Below are 21033 nucleotides of genomic sequence, written 5' to 3'. Positions count from 1 at the left end.
ACAGGGCGCGAAAACCCTGTTCACCGACGCGACCGAGCACCCGCGCCGCTCGTTCGGCAGTGCCACCCGTACGGGCCTGCACCACCCGGAACAGCGCCGCACGGAACACTCGCGCCGATATCGGAGACGGCCGCGAAGCAGAACCGCGTTCCGCGAAGCAGTCACCGTCCGGCCCGCGGACGCCCGGTGGTTTGCCGTGTCCCGTCGCCGGGACAGCGCGGCTCGGGCGGCCGGGCCGAGCCGCACTCGGACCGCGGGGCGGGGGCGCGGAGGGCACCCGGGCGGGGTTGCGGCGGACACGCAAGCAGAGGCTCGGAGGACACCCGGAATCCAACCGGAACCTCTACTTCCGGTCAGCGGTCGGAGTGGCGCGCTCCCCGTGGAGTGCCGCTGTGCGGTCGTACAGCATTGGACAGGCAGCAGCTCTCCTCGGTACGAGCGCCGAGACCGTCCGCCGGACGGCGGTCGGCCCGCCCTGACCTCACCCTTCCCGCTGGCACGAATCCCGCGATCACAGGCAGACGTGCCACTCGTCGGGCATGACGGGGCTCGGAAGAATCAAAGCCATGACGCACACACAGCTCGCCCGCACCGCCACCTACAAGGTCCTGACCACCGGCTACGTCGGTTCCACCGGCCCCGGCGTCGCCGCCACCGTCTCCTACATCACCGACGCGGACCGCCACATCATCTTCGACCCCGGCATGGTCGCGAGCCGCGACGACATCCTCGGCCCCCTCGCCGAACTCGGCCTGACCCCCGACGACATCACCGACGTCATCCTCAGCCACCACCACCCCGACAACACCCTCAACGCCGGCCTCTTCCCCCAGGCCCGCATCCACGACCACAAGGTCGAATACCAGCACAACACCTGGACGAACCGCGACGCCGAAGGCCACGAACTCACCCCGTCCCTCCGCCTGATCCGCACCCCCGGCCACAGCCCCGAGGACATCACCCTCCTCGCGGGCACCGACACCGGCGTCATCGCCTTCGCAGGCGACCTGTGGTGGCACTCGGCAGGCCCCGCGGACGACCCGGTAGCCCCCGACCGCGACATCCTGCGCGCCTCACGCACCCGCGTACACCACACCGCGGACCTGATAGTCCCCGGCCACGGCGCCCCCTTCACCCCGGACGACACCACCCCGCTCTAACCACTCGCTCTAGTCACCCCGTTCTACTCACCCAACAGCCGACGACTCGCACCACCGGAACGCTTAGACCTGCCGATACTTCCGGGCGGTAACGGGCGACCCCAGCCCATGCAACGCAACGCTGCCAAGCACAGCCACCACAAGAACCGTCAGCACGATCACGGAATCTTCATCACGATCCAACTCATTGAAGGCCAAGAGCCCGAACACAATGGAAGTCGTCCCCCGCGGCCCGAGCCACCCGATGAGCAGCCCTTCCCTGACAGGCACCCCCGAGCCGACCAGCGACAACACGACCGGCACGATCCGCACCACGGTCAACGCGGCAACACAGAAAACAACCAGCTTCCAGTCCACACCGCCCCACAGAGCGAACACAGCCGTAGTACCGAAGACAAACCACATGACGACCCCGAAAAGAAACCCGACGTCGTCAATCAATTGCATCTCCCGATGCGTCTCGTCGGTACGCCGAACCGCATGGAATACCAGTCCGCACAGAAACGAAGCGACAAACCCGTTCCCACCGATACCCACGGCACAGCCATAGGCCAAGAACGGCGCAGCGACAAGGACCAACCGCTTGGCCTGAGCATTCATGAACCCGGCCGACTCGGCCCGGTTCACCAGAAACCCCAGCACCGCCCCGAGCGCAAGCCCCACCAGAACCGCCTTCAACGCAGAAGGCCCGGCCGTACCCAACGCGTCCCCCGGCGACCGGTCATCCGTGGCGTGCCCGGCAAGCACCAACGCGAACAGAAAGACCGGCGACACGACCCCGTCGTTGTACCCACCCTCCACATTGAGCACGTCCCGCACCCGCTCAGGCAGCCGCCGATCCCGCAGAATCGCCTGCGCGGGCGCGAAATCACTGGGCACCACGACACAAGCGATCACCAACAACAACGGCCACCCCACCCCCGGCAGCAACCAGGCCCCCACCGCCACGGCAAACCCCAAACTCAAGGGCAACCCGACCAACAGAACCCGCAGCACCGCCCCGGGATGCCGCCCCAGCATCCCCCCACGCACATCGGCCGCGTCAACGAACAACAACACAGCCAAAGTAATCTCAGCCGCCCGCAAAGCCGCATGTGTATTGAGCGTCTCCCCCACACTGTCCCGCACCGTGAGCCCCACCACGACCCCCGCCACCACCACAACAACCGGCGCGGTAAACCGCCACCGCTCAAACTTCTCAGCCAGCAGCGACCAGACAACAAGCGTGGCACCAACAACAATGATCGAAGCAATCACGCTGGGCATCGTCGCAGCCCGAAGCCGCGACTTCAGTGCGCCGCACGGGGCGAGCGGCCAGGTCAGCGACCCTTTTGGACGGGCTCAAGGATCACCACGCACTCCACATGATGCGTCATCGGGAACATGTGAATCAAAAACATGTGAAAGAAAACTGCAGGTCAGCGGCGCATCAGGGGCAACTTGAGCTCATGGCCAACGTGCATTGCGTGCGCTATGGGCACTACGTGCGATCTCTTGACGCACGTTCCGGCTCAGGAGGTCGCCTTATGGCATTAGAAATGCCATACTTGCATCATGGCTGACGACGACAGCAACTTCTTCCCCGGCGATGGCCCCAGCAGCGGGATCTCCGTCTCCCTCACCGCCGGCACCCTGCAGGCCATTCGCGAGCGGGTAGGCAAGCGCGGCGTATCCGCGTACCTGGAGAAGGCTGCCCAACGCCAGATCGAGCGCGACAACCTGGACGAGCTGATCGCTGACTTCGACCAGGCCAACGGTCCGGCCGACCCGGAGGCTGTGGCTGCCAAGCGGGCCAAGCTCACGGGAACCACCCCCGCTTCCGGCACCGGGGCTGCTGCGTGAGCGGCGCCCTCGCCCTCGACAGTGAGGGCCTGGCCAAGGCCGTTCAACGCGACCGCGAGGTCCACGAGTGGCTCACCGCCGCCCGTGACGCCGACCTGCCGGTGGTCACCTCCGCCGCAGTGCTGGTCGAGGTGATCCACCCCAAAATCAATGACGCGGCACTGAGATGGACGCTGTCCCGACTACGCGTAGAGCCGGTCACTCAGGCCATCGCCCAGTCCGCCGCCACCCTGCTACGCACGGCCGGGCTGCACGGCCACAAGTACGCCATCGATGCCATGCTCTGCGCCACTGCCCTCGCTCACCCTGGCCGCATCACGATCCTGACCTCGGACGTCGAGGACATCACCATGATCACCAATGACTATGCGCGGATTGCAACAGAGAAGGTCTGACCTTCTCTGAACACGTTGGATTCCCGCACCCGCATCTGGAACGGTGGACCGCCTCGCCCACGGTGCAGCACCTTTTCACCGACTGCTCGCTCGGACGCCCTCTCTATCCGCGCCCCCACGCCCAACTGCCGCGTCCACTGAGCGTCGACCGGCCATGCCAGACACATCGAACCAAGTGCGGTGAGCTGGTCAACGTCGTCACGACTTTTCACACTGCTGTCCCCGGCGGCCGAACATTCCGTCACCGACCGCTATAGAGGAATCGCAAGTAGCACGCGAACGACAATCCGCGCCGCCGGAGCTTGGCAGCCTCGACGGAGGCACCCAGCGTCTCATGGAGCGCCCTGTTCTGCTGGAGTGCGACCGCGCGCCGGCTGAACTCCCGTCGCTGCTGTCGAATCCGATCTCCCGCAAGGGTGCTCTCTCGGGTAAGACGCTTCTGGTCGTCCTCCATCTGCTTCCGCGCCTTCGCACGCGACGAGTCAGTCTCGGATTCAACAGCCTTACGCTGAGCGGTGAGCTGGACTCGACGGCTGGCGACTCCCTGCTCGATCTGCTGTCGCTCTGACGCATCGAGGGCTCCCGGTTGCCGGGCTTCAGCAGCGGCGACCAAGTCTCTGCGCCACACATCGAGGGCGACGGCCTTGGCCTCTCCGCTGCCGTGGACGCCGACAACACGGCCGCTTAGGCACGCGCGCCTCTCGTGGATGCCGAGTGGGTTGTCGCCAGCACGGGCCCGAAACGCTCAAGGCCGCTGCCTCATGTCCGAAAAGACGACCTCCGACCGGCGTGAAACGCTGGCCGGGACGACAGGGTTCGAGCCTGCGGCCCCTTGATCCCAGGAGTGCGGGTGACCGGCACCGTCTGCGCACAACAGACAACTTCCAGGCGCATGTTGTGTATTGACGGGCATGTTGCGCCGGTAACGCGTACATTGCGCGGTTCCGAACCGGCCTCCAGACACAGTCACCGTACTAAGAGTAGGACCTCACCATGGGCCAGGGGACGTGGAGTTGGATCGTTCCGGACGGGCTGTGGGAGATCGCGAAGCCGTTGATCCCGCCGTCGAGAGTGCGACCCCAGGGTGGCGGGACACCGGATACGCCTGATGAGACGCTATTCGCCGCCGTTATCTATGTGCTGGTCAGCGGATGCGCCTGGCGGCATCTGCCGCCCTGCTTTGGGATCTCGAAGTCGACTGCTCATCGCCGGTTCCTGATCTGGTCCAGAGCCGGCGTCTGGGGCCGGCTGCACCAGGCCGTGCTCCACCAACTCGATGACGCCGGCCTCATCGACGTCACCCGCGTCGTGCTCGACACCACCCACGTCCGCGCTAAGGGGGGGCGAACACACAGGTCCGAGCCCCGTGGGGACCGGGGCAAGCCGGGTTCCAAGATGCACGTTCTGTCGGACGCGAACGGACTGCCCCTGGTCGTCGGGATCTCCGCGGCGAACGTCCACGACAGCGAAGGACTGAAGCCGATGGTGGCGGGACTCCACACGCAACACGACCCGCATCGCGGCCGCTACTTCAAGCCCCAACGCCTCCACGCGGACAAGGCTTACGACGTCCCCGCCCTGAGGCGATGGCTCTGGGGCAAACACATCGGCGTCCGTGTCGCACGCAAGGGCATCGAATCCCGCGAACGACTGGGGCGTCGCAGGTGGGTGATCGAGCGGACCTTGTCATGGCTGACCCGGCTACCGCCGCCTCAGCCCCCGCTACGAACGCCACCCCTCCAACTACCTGGCCTTCCTCGGCCTGGCAGCCACCCTCTGCTGCTACAAACGACTACTCCGCCTCACCACATAGGACAACGTCTAATACTTCAGCCACACTTGCCCCTCGCTGTCTCTGTATCGCGCGAGCAACAACTCACCGCGGCGTCCGGGAACGGGAACTCCACCCCGTCGCACACATTCCCCCATGAGGCCGTGCAACTTTTTTTAGAGGCTGAAGGGTCGACTTCGGTATGCACCACCGCCTGCCCTACTGGCATCCAGCCTCCGCTGTTTCCCCCGTTCCCCCTACTGCGCATGCCCGTCGAGGACCAGTGCTCCCACCTGCACCCGGAGCGCCGCCTTGGACACCACTCCACCTACCGCCGCCTGCCGCAGGCCGGCCAGAAGCGTCGCCCTGGCCCGCAGGCCATCTGGCACACCGTTGCCGGTCATGGACCGAATCGCCACCACCGCCCCCTCCATTCATTGCCGCAGCCCGAGCCGGAGCCAGGCATGTTGACATGGTCAACAGCACTTCACAGCCCATACCATCACTTCTGGTGTACACTCCCCGCGAGATACTTACCTTCCACCACGACGTGAGTGACGGGGAGCAGCAGTGGCACTGGAGCAGGTCGGTGGACGTTTCCGAATCACCGGTGAACTGGGGCGCGGAAACATGGGCGAGGTGCACCGAGCCGTGGACCTGGAAGCCGCACCCGCTTCGACGCAGTACGAGGTGGCGCTCAAGACGGTGCTGCGCAACCGCACCGGCCTGCTGGTCGAGGCAGCGGAGGGGAACAAGGAGACACAGCGCTTCCACCGCGAGGTGAAGATCATGCGCATGCTTTCCCAGGGTCACCCCAACCTCACCCATCTGATCGCAGGCGGAGTCGACGACGCACCGGGTGCCAGCGGTCTCCCCTATCTGGCAATGGAGTTGCTCGACGGCCACACCCTGGGCCTGCTGATGGACGAAGAGCCGCAGCTCCCGGTCTCCTGGGTCGCCGCGATCGGCGCGCAGATCGCTTCCGGCCTCGCCGCCGCGCACACGGCTGGCGTCGTCCACCGCGATCTGAAGCCGGCCAACGCGATGCTGCTCCGCGACGGCACCGTGAAGATCCTCGACTTCGGCATGGGCTCGATCGTCGACGACCCCGACCAGACGCGGCTGACCAGCACCGGCGTGAGCGTCGGCACGGCACGGTACATGGCGCCCGAGCAGTTCCGCGCCGAACCGGCCTCCGCCGCGGCCGATCTGTACGCGCTCGGCTGCGTCCTCTACGAGATGCTGATCGGCCGCCCCCCGTTCTCCGCACGGACCGCCTACGAGCTGTCCGTGCAGCACCAGTACGACCCGCCGCCGCGACTGACCATCGTCCGGCCCGATCTGCCGCAGGCCCTGGTGCGCCTGGTCTCCCGGCTACTGGAGAAGGAGCCGGAGAACCGGCCGGAGAACGCCACCCTGGTCCGCGAGGCCCTGATCCCGCACGCGCTCGCCCCCGACGCGACGGTCGACCTGCTGGCCCCGGAGTGGACGGCCATGGACCCGGTGGCCCGGCTCCGCGCCGAACTGCCGCAGCCCGCTGCCGTGAAGCCGGCCCCGGTACCGCGCCGTTCGCCCCGCCTGCCGGACACCATGGACGTCTTCGGCATCCACAAGAATCTGATCGAGGAGTACGAGAGCTTCACGCGGAGCGCCACCGTCATACGTGACGCCCGGATCGAGAACTTCGTTGAGGACGACCTGGCCTCGAAGTCGCAGTGGCCCGACCCCTGGCTCTCGCTGAATCCGTTCTTCGCCGACGGTGGCCAGGTCACCGATCTGGTCAGGGACGGGCTTCTGCATCCCCGCTGTGCCGAGATCTTCCAGGCCGGCAAGAAGGAGGACGCCCGCCGTCCGGACGGCCGGCCGCTCACCTTCCACCGCCATCAGCGCGAGGCGATCGAGGCGGCCCAGGAAGGCGACTCGTACGTGCTCACCACCGGCACGGGTTCCGGCAAGTCGCTCTCCTACATCGTGCCGATCGTGAACCAGGTGCTGAAGGAGCGGGACGCGGCCGCTCCGGGGGCTCCGCGACGGGTACGGGCGATTGTCGTCTACCCGATGAACGCGCTGGCCAATTCCCAGCTCAAGGAGTTGGAGAAGTACCTGCGGCACGGCTTCGGGGAGGGCCGCGAGCCGGTCACCTTCGCCCGGTACACGGGCCAGGAGGACGAGGAGCGGCGCAAGGAGCTGCGCCGGAATCCGCCGGACATCCTGCTCACCAACTACGTGATGCTGGAGCTGATGCTCACCCGGCCGGACGACCGCGACGGTCTGATCCGTAACGCCGAAGGCCTACAGTTCCTCGTCTTCGACGAGCTCCACACCTACCGGGGCCGGCAGGGCGCGGACGTCGCGCTGCTGATCCGCCGGGTCCGCGAGGCATGCCGTGCGGGGCAGAACCTGCAGTGCATCGGCACCTCGGCGACCATGTCCACCGAGGGCACCTGGGAGGACCAGCGGCGGGAGGTCGCCCGGGTCGCGGGCCGGCTCTTCGGCACCACGGTGCTGCCCACTCGGGTGATCGGCGAGACGCTGGTCCGGGCCACCGATCAGCCCCCGGCGGCCGTTCCCCCCGAGCGGCTGCGGATGCCCGCGGCGCCCCGCGCGTACGAGGCACTCACCCGGGACCCCCTCGCCCGCTGGGTGGAGTCCCGGTTCGGCCTTGAGGAGGAGCCGGATACCGAGCGGCTGCGCCGCTGTGCGCCGCGGACCATCGAGTCGGCCGCCGAGGAACTGTCCACCGGCTCCGGGGTCCCCGCCGACCAGGTCCGGGAGGCGATCCGCGCCACCCTGGAGGCCGGTTCCCAGGCCAAGCACCCGGTGACCGAGCGTCCCCTCTTCGCCTTCCGCCTGCACCAGTTCCTCTCCAAGGGCGACACCGTGTACACGACCCTGGAGAACCCGCTCACCCGCCCGCTTACTCGCACCTTCCAGCTGGAGCAGCCGGGTAGTGGCGGCATGCCGCTGTACCCGTTGTCGTTCTGCCGGGAGTGCGGTCAGGAGTACCTCACGGTGTGGCGTACCGAGGGCCGGGACGGCATCTTCCGTTACGAGCCAAGGCGTGGCACCTCGGCTTCCGGTGGCCGCGAGGGCGAGGGCTGTCTGTACGTCGGGGTGCCGGGCGAGGACTACGTCTGGCCCGCCGATCCGCAGCGGGCCGTGGACGACCGGCGGCTCCCGGAGTCCTGGCTGGAGCAGGACGCGAATGGTCTGACGGTGGTGAGGAAGACCTACCGGGAGCGGGTGCCCAGGCGCGTCGTCGTCGACTCCCTCGGCACGGAGAGCGCGGAGGGCGGCGAGGGCCTGGAGGCCGCGTTCGTCCCGGCGCCGTTCCTGTTCTGTGTGCACTGCCAGGTGTCGTACGAGCAGACCCGCGGCCGTGACTTTGCCAAGCTGGCCACGCTCGACCAGGAGGGCCGCTCCTCCGCCACCTCCCTGATCTCGGCCTCCATCCTCAAGTCGCTGCGCGCGGTGCCGGAGAAGAGCCTGGACAAGGAGGCCCGCAAGCTCCTCACCTTCGTTGACAACCGTCAGGACGCCTCGCTGCAGGCCGGCCACTTCAACGACTTCGCGCAGGTCACCCAGTTGCGCGGGGCGCTGTACGCGGCGGTCGTGCGCTCCGGTGAGGAGGGGGTACGCCACGACGACCTGACTCTGGCGGTGACGGAGGTGATGGGCCTCGCACCGCGCGAGTACACCGGTGTCGCAGATCAGCCGCCGTCCATGGAGCGCCGGGCGACGAAGACCTTCCGGGACGTCGTCGGCTACCGCCTCTACCGCGACTTGGAGCGCGGCTGGCGGATCACCATGCCCAACCTGGAGCAGACGGGTCTGCTGCGCATCGACTACGAGGACCTGGAGTGGGTGGCCGCCCGCGCCGAGCGCTGGGAAGCGGCGCACCCAGTGCTCCGCGAGATCGACGCGGAGCTGCGTGCCGAGATCGCCCGCACCCTCCTGGACTTCCTGCGCCGGGGCCTGGCCATCGATGTGCAGTACTTCCGGGACGACTTCGACGCGCTGAAGGGCGCCAGCGAGGAGCGGCTGACCGGCCCGTGGGTCCTCGGTGAAAGCGACAAGCCGAACGTCGGCACGGCCTACCCGTACGGTTCCAAGCCCGGTATGGAGCGCACCGCTCTGTTCCTGTCGCCGCGCGGGAAGTTCGGCAAGTATCTGCGCCGGAACGTGCCCGCGCTGCGCGAGGCCCCGCAGGACGATGTGCAGGGGGTGATCGAGACTCTGCTCACCGTGCTCCGCGACGCCGACCTGGTGCGCGAGGTGGAGGCGACCCCGGAGCGTTCGGGGCCGGCGTTCCGTCGGCGCGCGGCGGAGAAGCGCACCGGGTACCGGGTGTCGGCCGCCGCGATCGTGTGGCGGGCCGGAAGTGGGGAGACGGGGGCGATCGACCCGCTGACCCGCACCTACAGCCACGGCGAGGGGCCGCGCGTCAACCCCTTCTTCCGCGATCTGTACCGCGACGCCGCAACCGAGCTGGCGGGGCTCTACGCCCGCGAGCACACCGCGCAGGTCCCGCCGGAGGACCGGCTGCTGCGCGAGGAGGAGTTCCGCACGGCCGAACTGCCGCTGCTCTACTGCTCGCCGACGATGGAGCTGGGCGTCGACATCTCCTCGCTCAACGCGGTGATGATGCGCAACGTGCCGCCGACCCCGGCCAACTACGCCCAGCGTTCCGGCCGTGCGGGCCGTTCGGGGCAGCCGGCGCTGGTGACCACGTACTGCGCGACGGGCAACAGCCATGACCAGTACTACTTCCGCCGCTCGGAGGCGATGGTCTCCGGCCAGGTCGCGCCGCCCCGCCTCGATCTCGCCAACGAGGACCTGGTCCGCTCGCACGTTCAGAGCATCTGGCTGGCGGAGACCGAGATGAAGCTCGGTACGGCTGTACCTGACGTCGTCGACGTGGCGTACGACCCGGAGAGCGGGGACCGGCCCGATCCCCGGATGGTGCTGCCGCTGCACACGCACATCCGTGACAGGTCGCTCGACGAGGGGGCCCGGCGCCGCGCGGTCACTGCCGCGCACAGTGTGCTCGCGCCGTTGATCTCGGACTTCCAGGACACGACCTGGTGGTACGACGAGTGGATCGAGGACCGTGTCGCGCGGGCCGCGGACAGGTTCGACGAGTCCTTCGACCGGTGGCGCGATCTGTTCCGGGCCGCCGTGCTCGACCAGTACGAGCAGAACAAGCGGGTGGTGGACCACACGCTCAGCCAGGGCGAACAGGGCCGCGCCCGCACCCGCCGCCGGGAGGCCGAGACGCAGACGAATCTGCTGCTCAACCGCTCCACGGACAGCAAGTCGGTGATGAGCGACTTCAACCCCTACCGCTATCTGGCCTCCGAGGGCTTCCTCCCCGGCTACAGCTTCCCGCGCCTGCCGCTGGCCGCGTACATCCCGCGTTCGGGCAACCGGCGCAACGCCGACGGCGACTACCTCCAGCGGCCGCGGTTCCTGGCGATCCGCGAGTTCGGTCCGGGTGCGCTGATCTACCACGAGGGCGCCCGCTACCAGGTGACCCGGATCCAGCTGCCGCCGGACGCCTCCGGCGATCTGGCGACGGCGGAGGCACGCCGCTGCGACACCTGCGGTTACCACCACCCGGTCCGTCCCGGCCTCGACCGCTGCGCCATGTGCCGTACAGAGCTGACCGGGAAGCGCACCGGCCTGATCCATCTCCACACCGTTTACACCACCCCCCGCGAGCGGATCTCCTCCGACGAGGAGGAGCGGCGCCGGGCCGGTTTCCGGCTGGAGACCTCGTACGCCTTCCAGGACCACGGGGCCCGCAAGGGCCGTCTCACCTCGCAGGTGACGGATGGAGAAGGAGCTGCCGTCCTCGCCCTCGACTACGGCGATTCGGCCACGGTCCGGATCACCAACCTGGGCCGGGTCCGCGACAAGGAGGACGTGCAGGACGGCTACTGGCTGGACCTGGGCGACGGCCGCTGGCTCAACGACCGGGCCGCCGCAGACGCCGTGGAGGGCACCGGGATGCCGGTGGTCGACGAGGACGGCAACGAGAAGCGCCGCCGGAAGCGGGTCCTGCCGTACGTGGAGGACCGGCGGAACATCCTGGTGGCGACGCTGGACGAGCCGCTGCCGGAGCCGGTCGCGTTCTCCGTCCTGTACGCCCTGGAGCGGGGCATCGAGGCCGCCTTCGAGCTGGAGGACTCCGAGCTGACGGCCGAACTTCTGCCGCCGCCCGAGGGACCGCGCCGCAGGCTGCTCTTCACCGAGGCCGCGGAGGGCGGAGCCGGTGTGCTGCGCCGCCTGCGCCAGGAGCGAGGGGCGCTGGCGAAGGCGGCCCGCGCCGCCCTGGAGATCTGCCACTTCGACCCGGACACCGAGGAGGACCTGGGCGGCCCGGAGGGCGGCGAGAAGTGCGCCCGCGGCTGCTACGCCTGTCTGCTGACGTACGGCAATCAGACTCACCACCGCCTGCTGAGCCGCCTCGCGGCCCGCCCGCTGCTGCTGCGCCTCATGGGCTCGCAGACCGAACGCGAGGACCGGGGCGAATCCCGGAGCGAGCAGTACCACCGGCTGGCGGCACCCGCCGCGACCGGGTCCGGCAGCCCCGCCCGGACCGGCAGCGATGGCCTCGCCACGCCCACTCCGCTGGAGGCCGACCTCGAAGCCCTGATCGCCTCGGGTGATCTCCTCGGCTGGCTGAAGGCCAAGGGCTACCGGCTGCCGGACGAGGTCGACGTCCTGGTACCGGGCGCCGCCGCCAAGCCGGATCTGGTGTTCCGCATGGACGGCGCGAATCTCGCCGTCTTCGTCGACCTTCCCGGCCATGCAGCCGACTCCACCCGGGACCGCGAGGCCGGGTACCGCCTGGAGGAGGCCGGCTGGGACGTTCTGCGCTTCCGGGCCGGAACCGACTGGGACGCCGTGGCGGACGACAATGCGACGTATTTCCAGACCCGTTGACCGTTACGTTCTCCCCGCCGATCCTTACGCTCACCGCCCCGGTCCCACCCCGACCACTCCGCCCCGCCGACCCCGAAGGAACCGAGAGACCCATGAGCCCCACGTACACGGCCGGTTCGCTGGTGAACGCCCGCGGCCGGGAATGGGTGGTGCTCCCCGAGAGCGCCTCCGGCATGCTGGTGCTGCGCCCGCTGGGCGGCGGCGAGGACGACGTCGCGGCGGTCTTTCCCGCCTTCGAGGAGGTGCGGCCCGCCCAGTTCGCGGCGCCGAGCCCGTCCGACCTGGGTGACCAGCGGGCGGCCGGCCTGCTGCGGACCGCGCTGCGGATCGGTTTCCGTTCCGGGGCCGGGCCCTTCCGCGCGCTGGCGTCGATCGCCGTGGAGCCGCGCGCCTACCAGCTTGTGCCGCTGCTCATGGCGCTGCGGCAGCGCACCGTAAGGCTGCTGATCTCGGACGACGTCGGCATCGGCAAGACCGTCGAGGCCGGCCTGATCGTCAAGGAGCTCCTCGCGCAGGGCGAGGCGAGCCGCCTCGCGGTGCTCTGCTCCCCCTCGCTCGCCGAGCAGTGGCAGGGGGAGCTGCGGGAAAAGTTCGGTATCGACGCCGAGCTGGTCCTCGCCTCCACCGTGTCGCGTCTGGAGCGCGGCCTGGAGTTGGGGCAGTCGCTCTTCGCCCGGCACCCGTTCACGATCATCTCGACGGACTTCATCAAGTCGACCCGGCACCGCGAGGACTTCGTACGGCACTGTCCGGACCTGGTGGTGGTGGACGAGGCGCACACGTGCGTCGCGGCCGACGACGCGCAGGGCCCGGCCTCCTCGTCCACCAGTCAGCTCCGCTACGAGCTGCTGCGGCGGGTCGCCGCTGCCGAGGACCGGCATCTGCTGCTGCTCACGGCCACCCCGCACTCCGGCAAAGAGTCGGCGTTCCGCAATCTGCTCGGTCTCGTCCGGCCTGACCTGGCCACGGTCGATCTGGAGAGCCCCGCGGGCCGGGCCCGTCTCGCCGAGCACTTCGTCGCCCGCAAGCGGGCCGACGTGCGCCAGTACCTCACCAAGGAGGACGGTCTCGCCGACGACTCCCTCGTCGAGCGGACCGCGTTCCCCTCCGACCGGTGGACCAAGGACGAGCCGTACAAGCTGACCCCCGCCTACCGGGCGCTGCTCGACGACGCCATCGCCTACGCCCGGGACCGGGTGGAGACCGCCGGTCTACAGGGCAAGCGGGAGGCCCGGATCGCCTGGTGGTCGGTGATCGCGCTGCTCCGTTCGATGGTGTCCTCGCCGGCCGCCGCCGCCCGCACCCTGGAGACCCGTTCCGAGTCCGCCGCCGCCCGGACCGCCGTCGAGGCGGACGCCCTCGGCGCCCCGCTGACCCGTGACTCCTCGGACAGTGACCGGCTGGAGGGCATGGACGTCGCGCCGGGCGCGGCGGAGAGCGAGCAGGGCGACCCGCGGCTTCGTGAACTCGCCGTTCGTGCAGCCGAGTTGTACGGCCCCGCGTCCGACGCCAAGCTCAAGGCGCTGACCGCGCATCTCAAGTCGCTGATCGCGGACGGCTACAGCCCGATCGTCTTCTGCCGCTACATCCCCACCGCCGAGTACCTGGCGACGCACCTGGAGAAGAAGCTGGGGACGAAGACGCGGATCGCCGCCGTCACCGGCACGCTCTCTCCGCAGCAGCGTCTGGAGCGCATCGAGAAGCTGGCCGCCGAGGATGCCGAGGACCCAGCTGTCCGACGCGTCCTGATCGCCACCGACTGCCTCTCCGAGGGAGTCAACCTCCAGCACGCTTTCGACGCGGTGATCCACTACGACCTGGCGTGGAACCCGACCCGGCACGACCAGCGGGAGGGCCGCGTCGACCGGTACGGGCAGAAGCGCGACCAGGTCCGCGTGATCACCATGTTCGGCGAGGACAACGGCATCGACGGCAAGGTCCTCGAAGTCCTCTTCGCCAAGCACCGGCAGATCAAGAAGGACCTCGGCATCTCTGTCTCCGTCCCGGACGAGACGGCCTCGGGCGTCACCGACGCGGTGGTCGAATGGCTGCTCCTGCACGGCAGGCAGGGCACCCAGGAAGGGCTCTTCGACCTCGACGGCCACCAGGAGTCCCTGGTCCGGATGGAACGGGAGTGGAACTCGGCCGCCGAGCGCGAGCGGACCTCCCGTTCGAAGTACGCGCAGCGCGCCATCCACCCGGAGGAGGTGGCCCGCGAGGTCACCGCCGTACGGGCCGCGCTCGGCGGCTCCGAGGAGGTCCGCGACTTCGTCCTGGAGGCGCTGCGCGACCTGGACGCCCAGGTCCGCGACCCCCGCGACGGCTCCGGCGACTTCGCCGCGCAGGTCGGCGGTACGCCGGCCGGTGTGCGCGACGGTCTCGCGGCGGTCCTCGGCGGACGGATCGTGGAGGAGGACCGGGAGATCCCGTTCCGCACCTCCCCGGCGATCGGGCGCGGCGAGGCGGCCCTGGTCCGCACCGACCCGGCGGTCGGCGCGCTCGCCTCGTACGTCCTCGACTCGGCCCTCGACGCGAACACTCCGGGCCCGCGCCCGGCCCGCCGCTGCGGCGTCGTCACCACGGACGCGGTCACCATCCGCACCACCCTGCTCCTGGTCCGCTACCGCTTCCACCTGACGCTGCCATCGCGCACCGGGGAGCGGCAGATCGTCGCCGAGGACGCCCGGCTGCTCGCCTTCGAGGGCCTGCCGTCCCGGGCCCGCTGGCTCGACGACGAGGCGGCGTCGGCGCTCCTCGGGGCGCGGGCCGCCGCGAACACCCACGAGCAGCTGGCCCGCAACCAGATCACCCGCACCCTGGACGGACTCCCCGAACTGACCGGCCACATCGCCGAGTACGGTGTCACGCTCGCCGCCGATCTCGACGCCTCGCACCGGCGGGTACGGAAGGCCGACACCAGCGACCGTGCCGAGATCGTCCGCGGCCTGAAGGTCGTCCCCCAGGAGCCCGCCGACGTCCTCGGTGTGTACGTGTATCTACCGCAGCAGCCCGCCGCCGCATCCGCCCCTCTCGTGACCGGAGCCGAAGCCTGATGTCCGCCGCCACCCGCACCGCACCGGTCTTCACCGCCGTCACCACCGTCGGCGGGCTGCTCCCCGGCGACATGCTCGTCCGTATCGCCGAGGCGCGGAACCTGCCGGGCACCAAGTCCGCCGATTACGGGCTGCCGGGCTCGGTCGCCGTCCGCGACGAGGCCGAACGCGCCTGGGAGTACCTCAAGCCGCTCTGGCGCGAACTGCGCGCCGCGCTGCCCGCCGACCCGGAGACCGGTGCGCCCGCCGCCGACCCGACGGGCCGGGCTTCCTCCGACTGGCTCTCCCAGCTCTTCCGCAAGCTGGACTTCGGGGCGCTGACGGAGGTCGGCCCGGAGGGCATCCCCGCCGACTCCGATACGGAGACCCGGTTCCGCATCTCGCACCGGCACGGGCCCGCGCTGCTCCACCTGATCCCCTGGAACCAGGAGCCGGACAAGCGGCCGGCGGCCGGGCAGGTGCCGCCGCAGTCCCTGGTCCAGGACTGCCTCAACCGGACCGAGGCGCACCTGTGGGGGGTCCTCACCAACGGGCGGACGCTGCGGCTGCTTCGCGACTCGTCGTCGTTCGCGACGGCCGCGTACGTCGAGTTCGACCTGGAAGCGATCTTCGACGGTGAGCTGTTCAGCGAGTTCGTGCTGCTGTACTGCGTGCTGCACGCGTCGCGGTTCGAGGTGGCGGAGGGGGCGGCGGCGGCCGGGTGCTGGCTGGAGAAGTGGCGGACCGAGGCCGTCACCTCCGGCGCCCGCGCCCTGGACCAGCTGCGGCTTGGCGTCCAGCAGGCGCTGACCGTGCTCGGTACGGGGTTCCTGCGGCATCCGGAGAACGGGCGGCTGCGCGAGGACATCGCCCCGAAGGCATTGCGAAAGGCGCTCCTCCGCCTCGTATACCGGCTGCTCTTCGTCTTCGTCGCCGAAGACCGGGACGCGCTCCTTGACCCGGCGGCGGACGAGGCCGCCAAGGACGCGTACGCGAAGTACTTCTCTTCGGACCGGCTGCGCAGGCGGGCTCGGCGGCGCCAGGGCACGGCGCACGGTGACCAGTACGAGGCACTGCGGCTCGTACTCGACGCGCTGGGTACGGAGGGCGGGCGGCCCGAGCTGGGGCTGCCCGGACTCGGCGGCCTGTTCTCCCGTACGGATGCGGACGCGCCGCTGGAGGGCCTGAAGCTCTCCAACGAGGCGCTACTCACGGCCGTCCGGCACCTGGCGCAGGTCCACGACCCGGGGGCTCGGCGCTGGCGGGCCGTCGACTACCGGCACCTGGACGCGGAGGAGCTCGGCTCGGTGTACGAGTCGCTGCTCGAACTGGAGCCGAAGCACTCGGCGACGGACCGGTCGTTCGAGCTGGTCGAGGTGGCGGGCAACAGCCGTAAGACGACGGGAAGTTACTACACCCCGTCGTCGCTGATCGAGTGTTTGCTGGACACGACCCTCGACCCGGTCATCGACGACGCGGTCAAGCGCGGCGAACAGCGGGCCTCGGCAGGTGGACGCCCGGACCCGAGGGACGACATCGTCGAGGAGTTGCTGGGCCTGACGGTGTGCGACCCGGCCTGCGGCTCCGGGCACTTCCTGGTCGCCTCGGCGCGACGGATCGCCAAGCGGGTCGCGGCGGTGCGCGAGCACAACCCGGAGCCGACGGTGGACGCGGTACGGCACGCGCTGCGGGAGGTCGTGGCGCGGTGCATCTATGGCGTCGACCTCAACGAGATGGCGGTGGACCTGGCGAAGGTGTCACTGTGGTTGGAGGCGATGGAGCCGGGGAAGGCGCTGGGGTTCCTGGACGCGCACGTCCGGCACGGCAACGCGCTGCTCGGCACGACGCCGTCACTCCTCGCGGGTGGAGTGCCCGACGAGGCATTCGACGCGATCGAGGGCGACGACAAGAAGTACGCAGCCGCGCTCAAGAAGCGCAACAAGGCCCAACGCGGGGGCCAGGGCGACCTGTTCGCCGAGTCTGAGGTCACGGTGCCGAGCAATGCGCGGCTCGCGGCGCAGCTCAGCCGGATCACCCATGCGCCGGCCGACGATCTGGGCCAGGTCCATGCCCAGGAGGCGGCGTACGAGGCGTACGTGAACTCCACCGCGTACACGCGGGACCGCGAGACCGCGGACGCGTGGTGTGCCGCGTTCGTCTGGCCGAAGCGGACGGGAGCACCGGAGGCACCGACGCACGACGTCGTACGGAGCCTTCTCGCCGGGGACACGGCGTCGGTGAACGACGCGACACTCACGGAGGTGCTCGCACTGAGCGAGCAGTACCGGTTCTTCCACTGGCATCTGGAGTTCCCGGAGGTGTTCGCCGTCCCGGAGACAGGGGCGGGCGTCGATCCGGCGACGGGGTGGGCCGGGGGGTTCGACGCGGTGGTGGGGAATCCGCCGTGGGACAGCATCAACTTCCCTGAGACGGAGTTCTTCGCAGTACGAGCACCGGACATCGCGGCGACCAACAACACAGCAGCCCGGAAGAAGAAGATCCAGGCGCTCGGGGACGACGCCGACACCGTCGGGCTGTTCAACGAGTACGAGGCCGCCAAGCGCAGGGTGTACGGCGAGAGCCACTTCCTGCGCATCTCCGGCCGCTATCCCCTGACGGGGCAGGGAAACCTCAACCTGTACGCGCTGTTCGCCGAGGCAGACCGCATTCTGACCGGTGCCCGGGGGCGTACCGGTGTCATCGTGCCGACGGGTATCGCGACGGACGCGCGGACGCAGTACTTCTTCAAGGACCTGGTGTCGGCGGGGTCGCTGACGGCGCTGTTCGACTTCGAGAACCGCGGCGGGCTCTTCCCGGCGGTGGACTCTCGCATGAAGTTCTGCGTGCTGTCCCTCGCAGGCCGTTCGCTGCGTGAACCGGCCGCCCGATTCGCCTTCTTCGCCCATGACCCGGCGGAGCTGGAGGCCCCCGACAAGGTCTTCACCCTCACCCCCGAGGAGATCACCCTGCTCAACCCCAACACCGGGACCTGCCCGGTGTTCCGTACCCGCCGCGACGCCGAGATCACCCTCGGCATCTACCGCCGGGTACCAGTCCTCCTCAAGGAGTCGGACAAGGCGAACGGCAACCCGTGGGGCGTGTCGTTCCTGCGCATGTTCGACATGTCCCACGACTCCCACCTCTTCCGCCCCTCCACCGCCAACGGCGAGACGCTTGAGTCGATGCTCTCGGATGGCTGGCGACTCGACGGGAACGTGCTGGTACGCGGGGAAGAGCGGCTACTTCCGCTGTACGAGGCGAAGATGCTCGACTTCTTCAATCACCGCGCTGCCGATGTAGTGAAGAGCGCGACGGCGGTGCAGCGACAGAATCAGCCTGCCTATCTCGATGCAGGCAACCTGGATAACCCGGATCGCCAGGCAATGCCTTCCAGTTGGGCCCCAGAGTCCGATGTTGCAACCGGAACGCGGAACCGTCAGGATCTAGAGATCACTGCCGATGGCGTGCAGTCGAAACTCCGCACAAAGGGGTGGAACCACAATTGGCTGCTTGGGTGGCGTGACATCACGAGCTCCACGAACGAGCGCACAGCGATTGTCGGTTTCCTGCCCAAGTCTGCGGCAGCAAACAGCCTGCCCGTGTCCACCTTCCAAACTGATAACGTCCGTGCGATCGGCGCGTTGGGAGCCTGTGCTTCGTCATTCGCCCTTGACTTCATCGCTCGGTTCAAGGTTGGCGGAACTCACCTGAACTTCTTCATCACCTACCAACTACCCTTCCTCTCTCCAAAACAATTGGATCCGCACCTCGCACTTGTCGCCCCACGCCTCCTAGAACTCACCTACAGCGCCCATGACATGGCCCACTTCGCTCGCGACCTCGGCGACACCGGTGCCCCCTTCCGCTGGAACGATGACCGCCGCGCCGTCATCCGCGCCGAACTCGACGCCCTCTTCTTCCATCTATATGGCATCGATCGTGACGACGTGTCGTACATCCTCGACACCTTCCCCATCGTGAAGCGCAAGGACGAGGCGGCCCACGGCACCTACCGCACCAAGGACCTGATCCTCGCCGAGTACGACCGCATGGCCGCCGCCGGCCTCACCCTGGAGACCCCGCTCGACGAGAGCGACTCCGGCACGTACCGGTCCACTCTCACCCCGCCGCCGGGGCAGGGCCCGCGCCACCCGGCCCGGCAGGACGCCTGACGTCCGGACAATGCGATGGGGCGCCACCCGCTACTCAGCGGACGGCGCCCCTTCGACGTATCACTGCTCCGACGCGAACCGTACGAACCAGTCCCACCCGTCTCGACCGACAGCGAAGGACGGACGGGTCACATCCTTGGAGTCCCGTACGTGGACGGCCTGTTCGGCGATCGCGATCTCGACGCAGTCATCGCCTTGGCTGCCGCTGTGGCTGGACTTGAACCAGAACAGATCCGCCGCACCGCTCGTCATAGTTCTCCTCGCAGTCTCTCCAAAAGGGCCCTGGATTTCTGGTGGTTGAGGGCCTGCGAGCGCAGTGTGTCATAGCGCTGGTGGAGGAGGCTTACCTCATTCGCGTCCGAGATGAGCCGACCGCTCTGCTGCCCTTCGGCGTATCCGACCCTCCGCCGCTCCGGCGTCTCCAGCAGTCGCACCGGACCGTCCAGGCACGCATGAAGCGCCGAATCCAAGGGCACCACCTGCAACGTCACGTTCCGCCGGGACGTCAGCTCCAGCACGTGATCAAGCATCTCGCGCATGGCCTCGTCACCCCCGAACCGTCGCCTGAACACATGCTCCTCAACAATGAAGCTGAACAACGTCGTCGGCCGCTCCACCAGCATCCGCTGCCGTTCCGCCCTCGCCGCAAGGAGCGCGTCCAGCCGCTCGTCCGTCACCACCGGAATCGTGCCCTCGAACACCGCCCGCGCATACTCCTCCGACTGCAACAACCCCGGAACCAGCCTGCACTCATACGTACACAGACTCACCGCCGTCCGCTCCAACCGCGCCCACTCCCGGAACCACGCCGCCAGCCCCACCTCCCCCCGCGACAGATACGGCGCCGCCCTCCGCAACGCCCCCGTGTTCCCCGTCGCCTCCTCTCCTCGCTCCACGAACAACTCGTCCGGCATCCGCCGCCCCAACTCCACCGACTCCACGGTGTGCTTCGAGAACCGCACCCGCTCCCCGAACTCCACCCGGCTCAGCCCCGCATGCTCGCGCAGCGCCTGCACGACCGCCCCGAACGTCCGCAGACTGTCCGACGGATGCGGTTCCCGTTCCCCCTCCGAGAACGCACCGGCCCCTTCTCCTACGTTGACCATCCGCCGCCCCTTCCTCCCGTACGACCACACAGCCACCCGCACTCAGCGTGACGGCGTACGCCCCGTACTGTCCACCCTCCGTGCCCGTACGGTGACCCCCCGTACGGGGCGCACCTCTCGCCGCCCCACCCCCGCGCGGGCCACGCTGACCCCATGAACCACACCGCACCCCAACTCACGTCTTCTACGCGGACGTTCAGGCAACAGCTAGCCTCCTCCCGCCGCAGCGCCCGCCTCGCCCGGCTCCTCGCCGTCACCGAACTCCACACCTGGGTCCTCCCGCCGGACCTCACGGAGCGTGCCGAACTCGTCGTCGCCGAACTCGCCGCCAACGCCGTCCTGCACGGCCGCGTCCCGGGCCGGAACTTCGAACTCGCCCTGACCTACACCCCCCTGCCCCACCCCGGCCGCCTCCTGATCGAGGTCTCCGACGCCCGCGGCGACCGCCTCCCCCGAACCGCCGGCGAGGACCCCGACCTCTCTACCGGAGGCCGGGGCCTGACCCTCGTAGCTCTGCTCGCCGACCACTGGGAGACCGTGCCACGCCCGCCGGGCGGCAAGACCGTACGAGCGGAACTGGCCACTCGGTCCGGTATCTGACGGTTCG

At 69.0% G+C, this 21033-nt stretch carries 12 protein-coding genes; 9 read left to right on the top strand and 3 right to left on the bottom strand.

The genetic code is table 11. From position 1 onward, the window contains the following. Positions 1-566 precede the first annotated feature (566 nt). Positions 567-1160 carry an MBL fold metallo-hydrolase gene (locus tag IE274_RS32205; protein WP_190119467.1) on the top strand — a complete coding sequence of 198 codons (594 nt, stop codon included), beginning with the start codon at positions 567-569 and terminating at the stop codon, positions 1158-1160. Between the two features lie 63 nt (positions 1161-1223). Here IE274_RS32205 and IE274_RS32200 read toward each other — a convergent pair whose 3' ends face one another. Beyond that, the gene (locus IE274_RS32200) at positions 1224-2417 is read right to left on the bottom strand and encodes a cation:proton antiporter (RefSeq protein WP_190119466.1); all 1194 of its coding nucleotides are present in this window, start codon (positions 2415-2417) and stop codon (positions 1224-1226) included. 297 nt (positions 2418-2714) lie between these two features. Between IE274_RS32200 and IE274_RS32195 the strand changes: the two genes are divergently transcribed. From IE274_RS32195 to IE274_RS32165, 7 genes are all read left to right on the top strand, one after another. Next, on the top strand, positions 2715-3002 hold the full coding sequence (locus IE274_RS32195; RefSeq protein WP_190119465.1) for a hypothetical protein: 288 nt from the start codon (positions 2715-2717) through the stop codon (positions 3000-3002). After that, the gene (locus tag IE274_RS32190) at positions 2999-3397 is read left to right on the top strand and encodes a type II toxin-antitoxin system VapC family toxin (protein WP_190119464.1); all 399 of its coding nucleotides are present in this window, start codon (positions 2999-3001) and stop codon (positions 3395-3397) included. The genes IE274_RS32195 and IE274_RS32190 overlap by 4 nt, the downstream gene beginning before the upstream one ends. Before the next feature lie 334 nt (positions 3398-3731). After that, a complete protein-coding gene (locus IE274_RS32185) occupies positions 3732-3965 on the top strand; it encodes a hypothetical protein (RefSeq protein ID WP_190119463.1) in 234 nt (77 codons plus the stop codon). Between the two features lie 425 nt (positions 3966-4390). After that, the gene (locus IE274_RS40485; protein WP_372447177.1) at positions 4391-5722 is read left to right on the top strand and encodes an IS5 family transposase; all 1332 of its coding nucleotides are present in this window, start codon (positions 4391-4393) and stop codon (positions 5720-5722) included. 76 nt (positions 5723-5798) lie between these two features. Beyond that, entirely contained in the window at positions 5799-12116 is a 6318-nt protein-coding gene (locus tag IE274_RS32175) for a protein kinase domain-containing protein (protein WP_229909950.1), read from the top strand. A 92-nt stretch (positions 12117-12208) separates the two neighbouring features. Beyond that, complete coding sequence (locus tag IE274_RS32170; protein WP_190119460.1) at positions 12209-15169, top strand: DEAD/DEAH box helicase; 2961 nt, start codon at positions 12209-12211, stop codon at positions 15167-15169. Further along, the gene (locus tag IE274_RS32165) at positions 15169-19320 is read left to right on the top strand and encodes an Eco57I restriction-modification methylase domain-containing protein (protein WP_190119459.1); all 4152 of its coding nucleotides are present in this window, start codon (positions 15169-15171) and stop codon (positions 19318-19320) included. Before IE274_RS32170 ends, IE274_RS32165 begins: the two co-directional genes overlap by 1 nt. A gap of 60 nt (positions 19321-19380) precedes the next feature. On the opposite strand, the gene IE274_RS32160 is transcribed toward IE274_RS32165, so the two are convergent. Together IE274_RS32160 and IE274_RS32155 are read right to left on the bottom strand one after the other, a co-directional pair. Continuing rightward, the gene (locus IE274_RS32160; RefSeq protein WP_190119458.1) at positions 19381-19572 is read right to left on the bottom strand and encodes a DUF397 domain-containing protein; all 192 of its coding nucleotides are present in this window, start codon (positions 19570-19572) and stop codon (positions 19381-19383) included. After that, positions 19569-20426, bottom strand: coding sequence for a helix-turn-helix domain-containing protein (locus IE274_RS32155; protein WP_190119457.1), 858 nt, complete (start codon positions 20424-20426; stop codon positions 19569-19571). Before IE274_RS32155 ends, IE274_RS32160 begins: the two co-directional genes overlap by 4 nt. A 153-nt stretch (positions 20427-20579) precedes the next feature. Between IE274_RS32155 and IE274_RS32150 the strand changes: the two genes are divergently transcribed. Next, positions 20580-21026, top strand: coding sequence for an ATP-binding protein (locus IE274_RS32150; RefSeq protein ID WP_190119456.1), 447 nt, complete (start codon positions 20580-20582; stop codon positions 21024-21026). The last annotated feature ends 7 nt before the right edge of the window (positions 21027-21033 follow it).

Origin of the sequence: Streptomyces flavofungini, assembly GCF_014650815.1 — a bacterium.
Lineage (GTDB): Bacteria > Actinomycetota > Actinomycetes > Streptomycetales > Streptomycetaceae > Streptomyces > Streptomyces flavofungini.
Note: the sequence above shows the minus strand (reverse complement) of the source record. Positions and strands in the feature narration are given on the sequence as shown.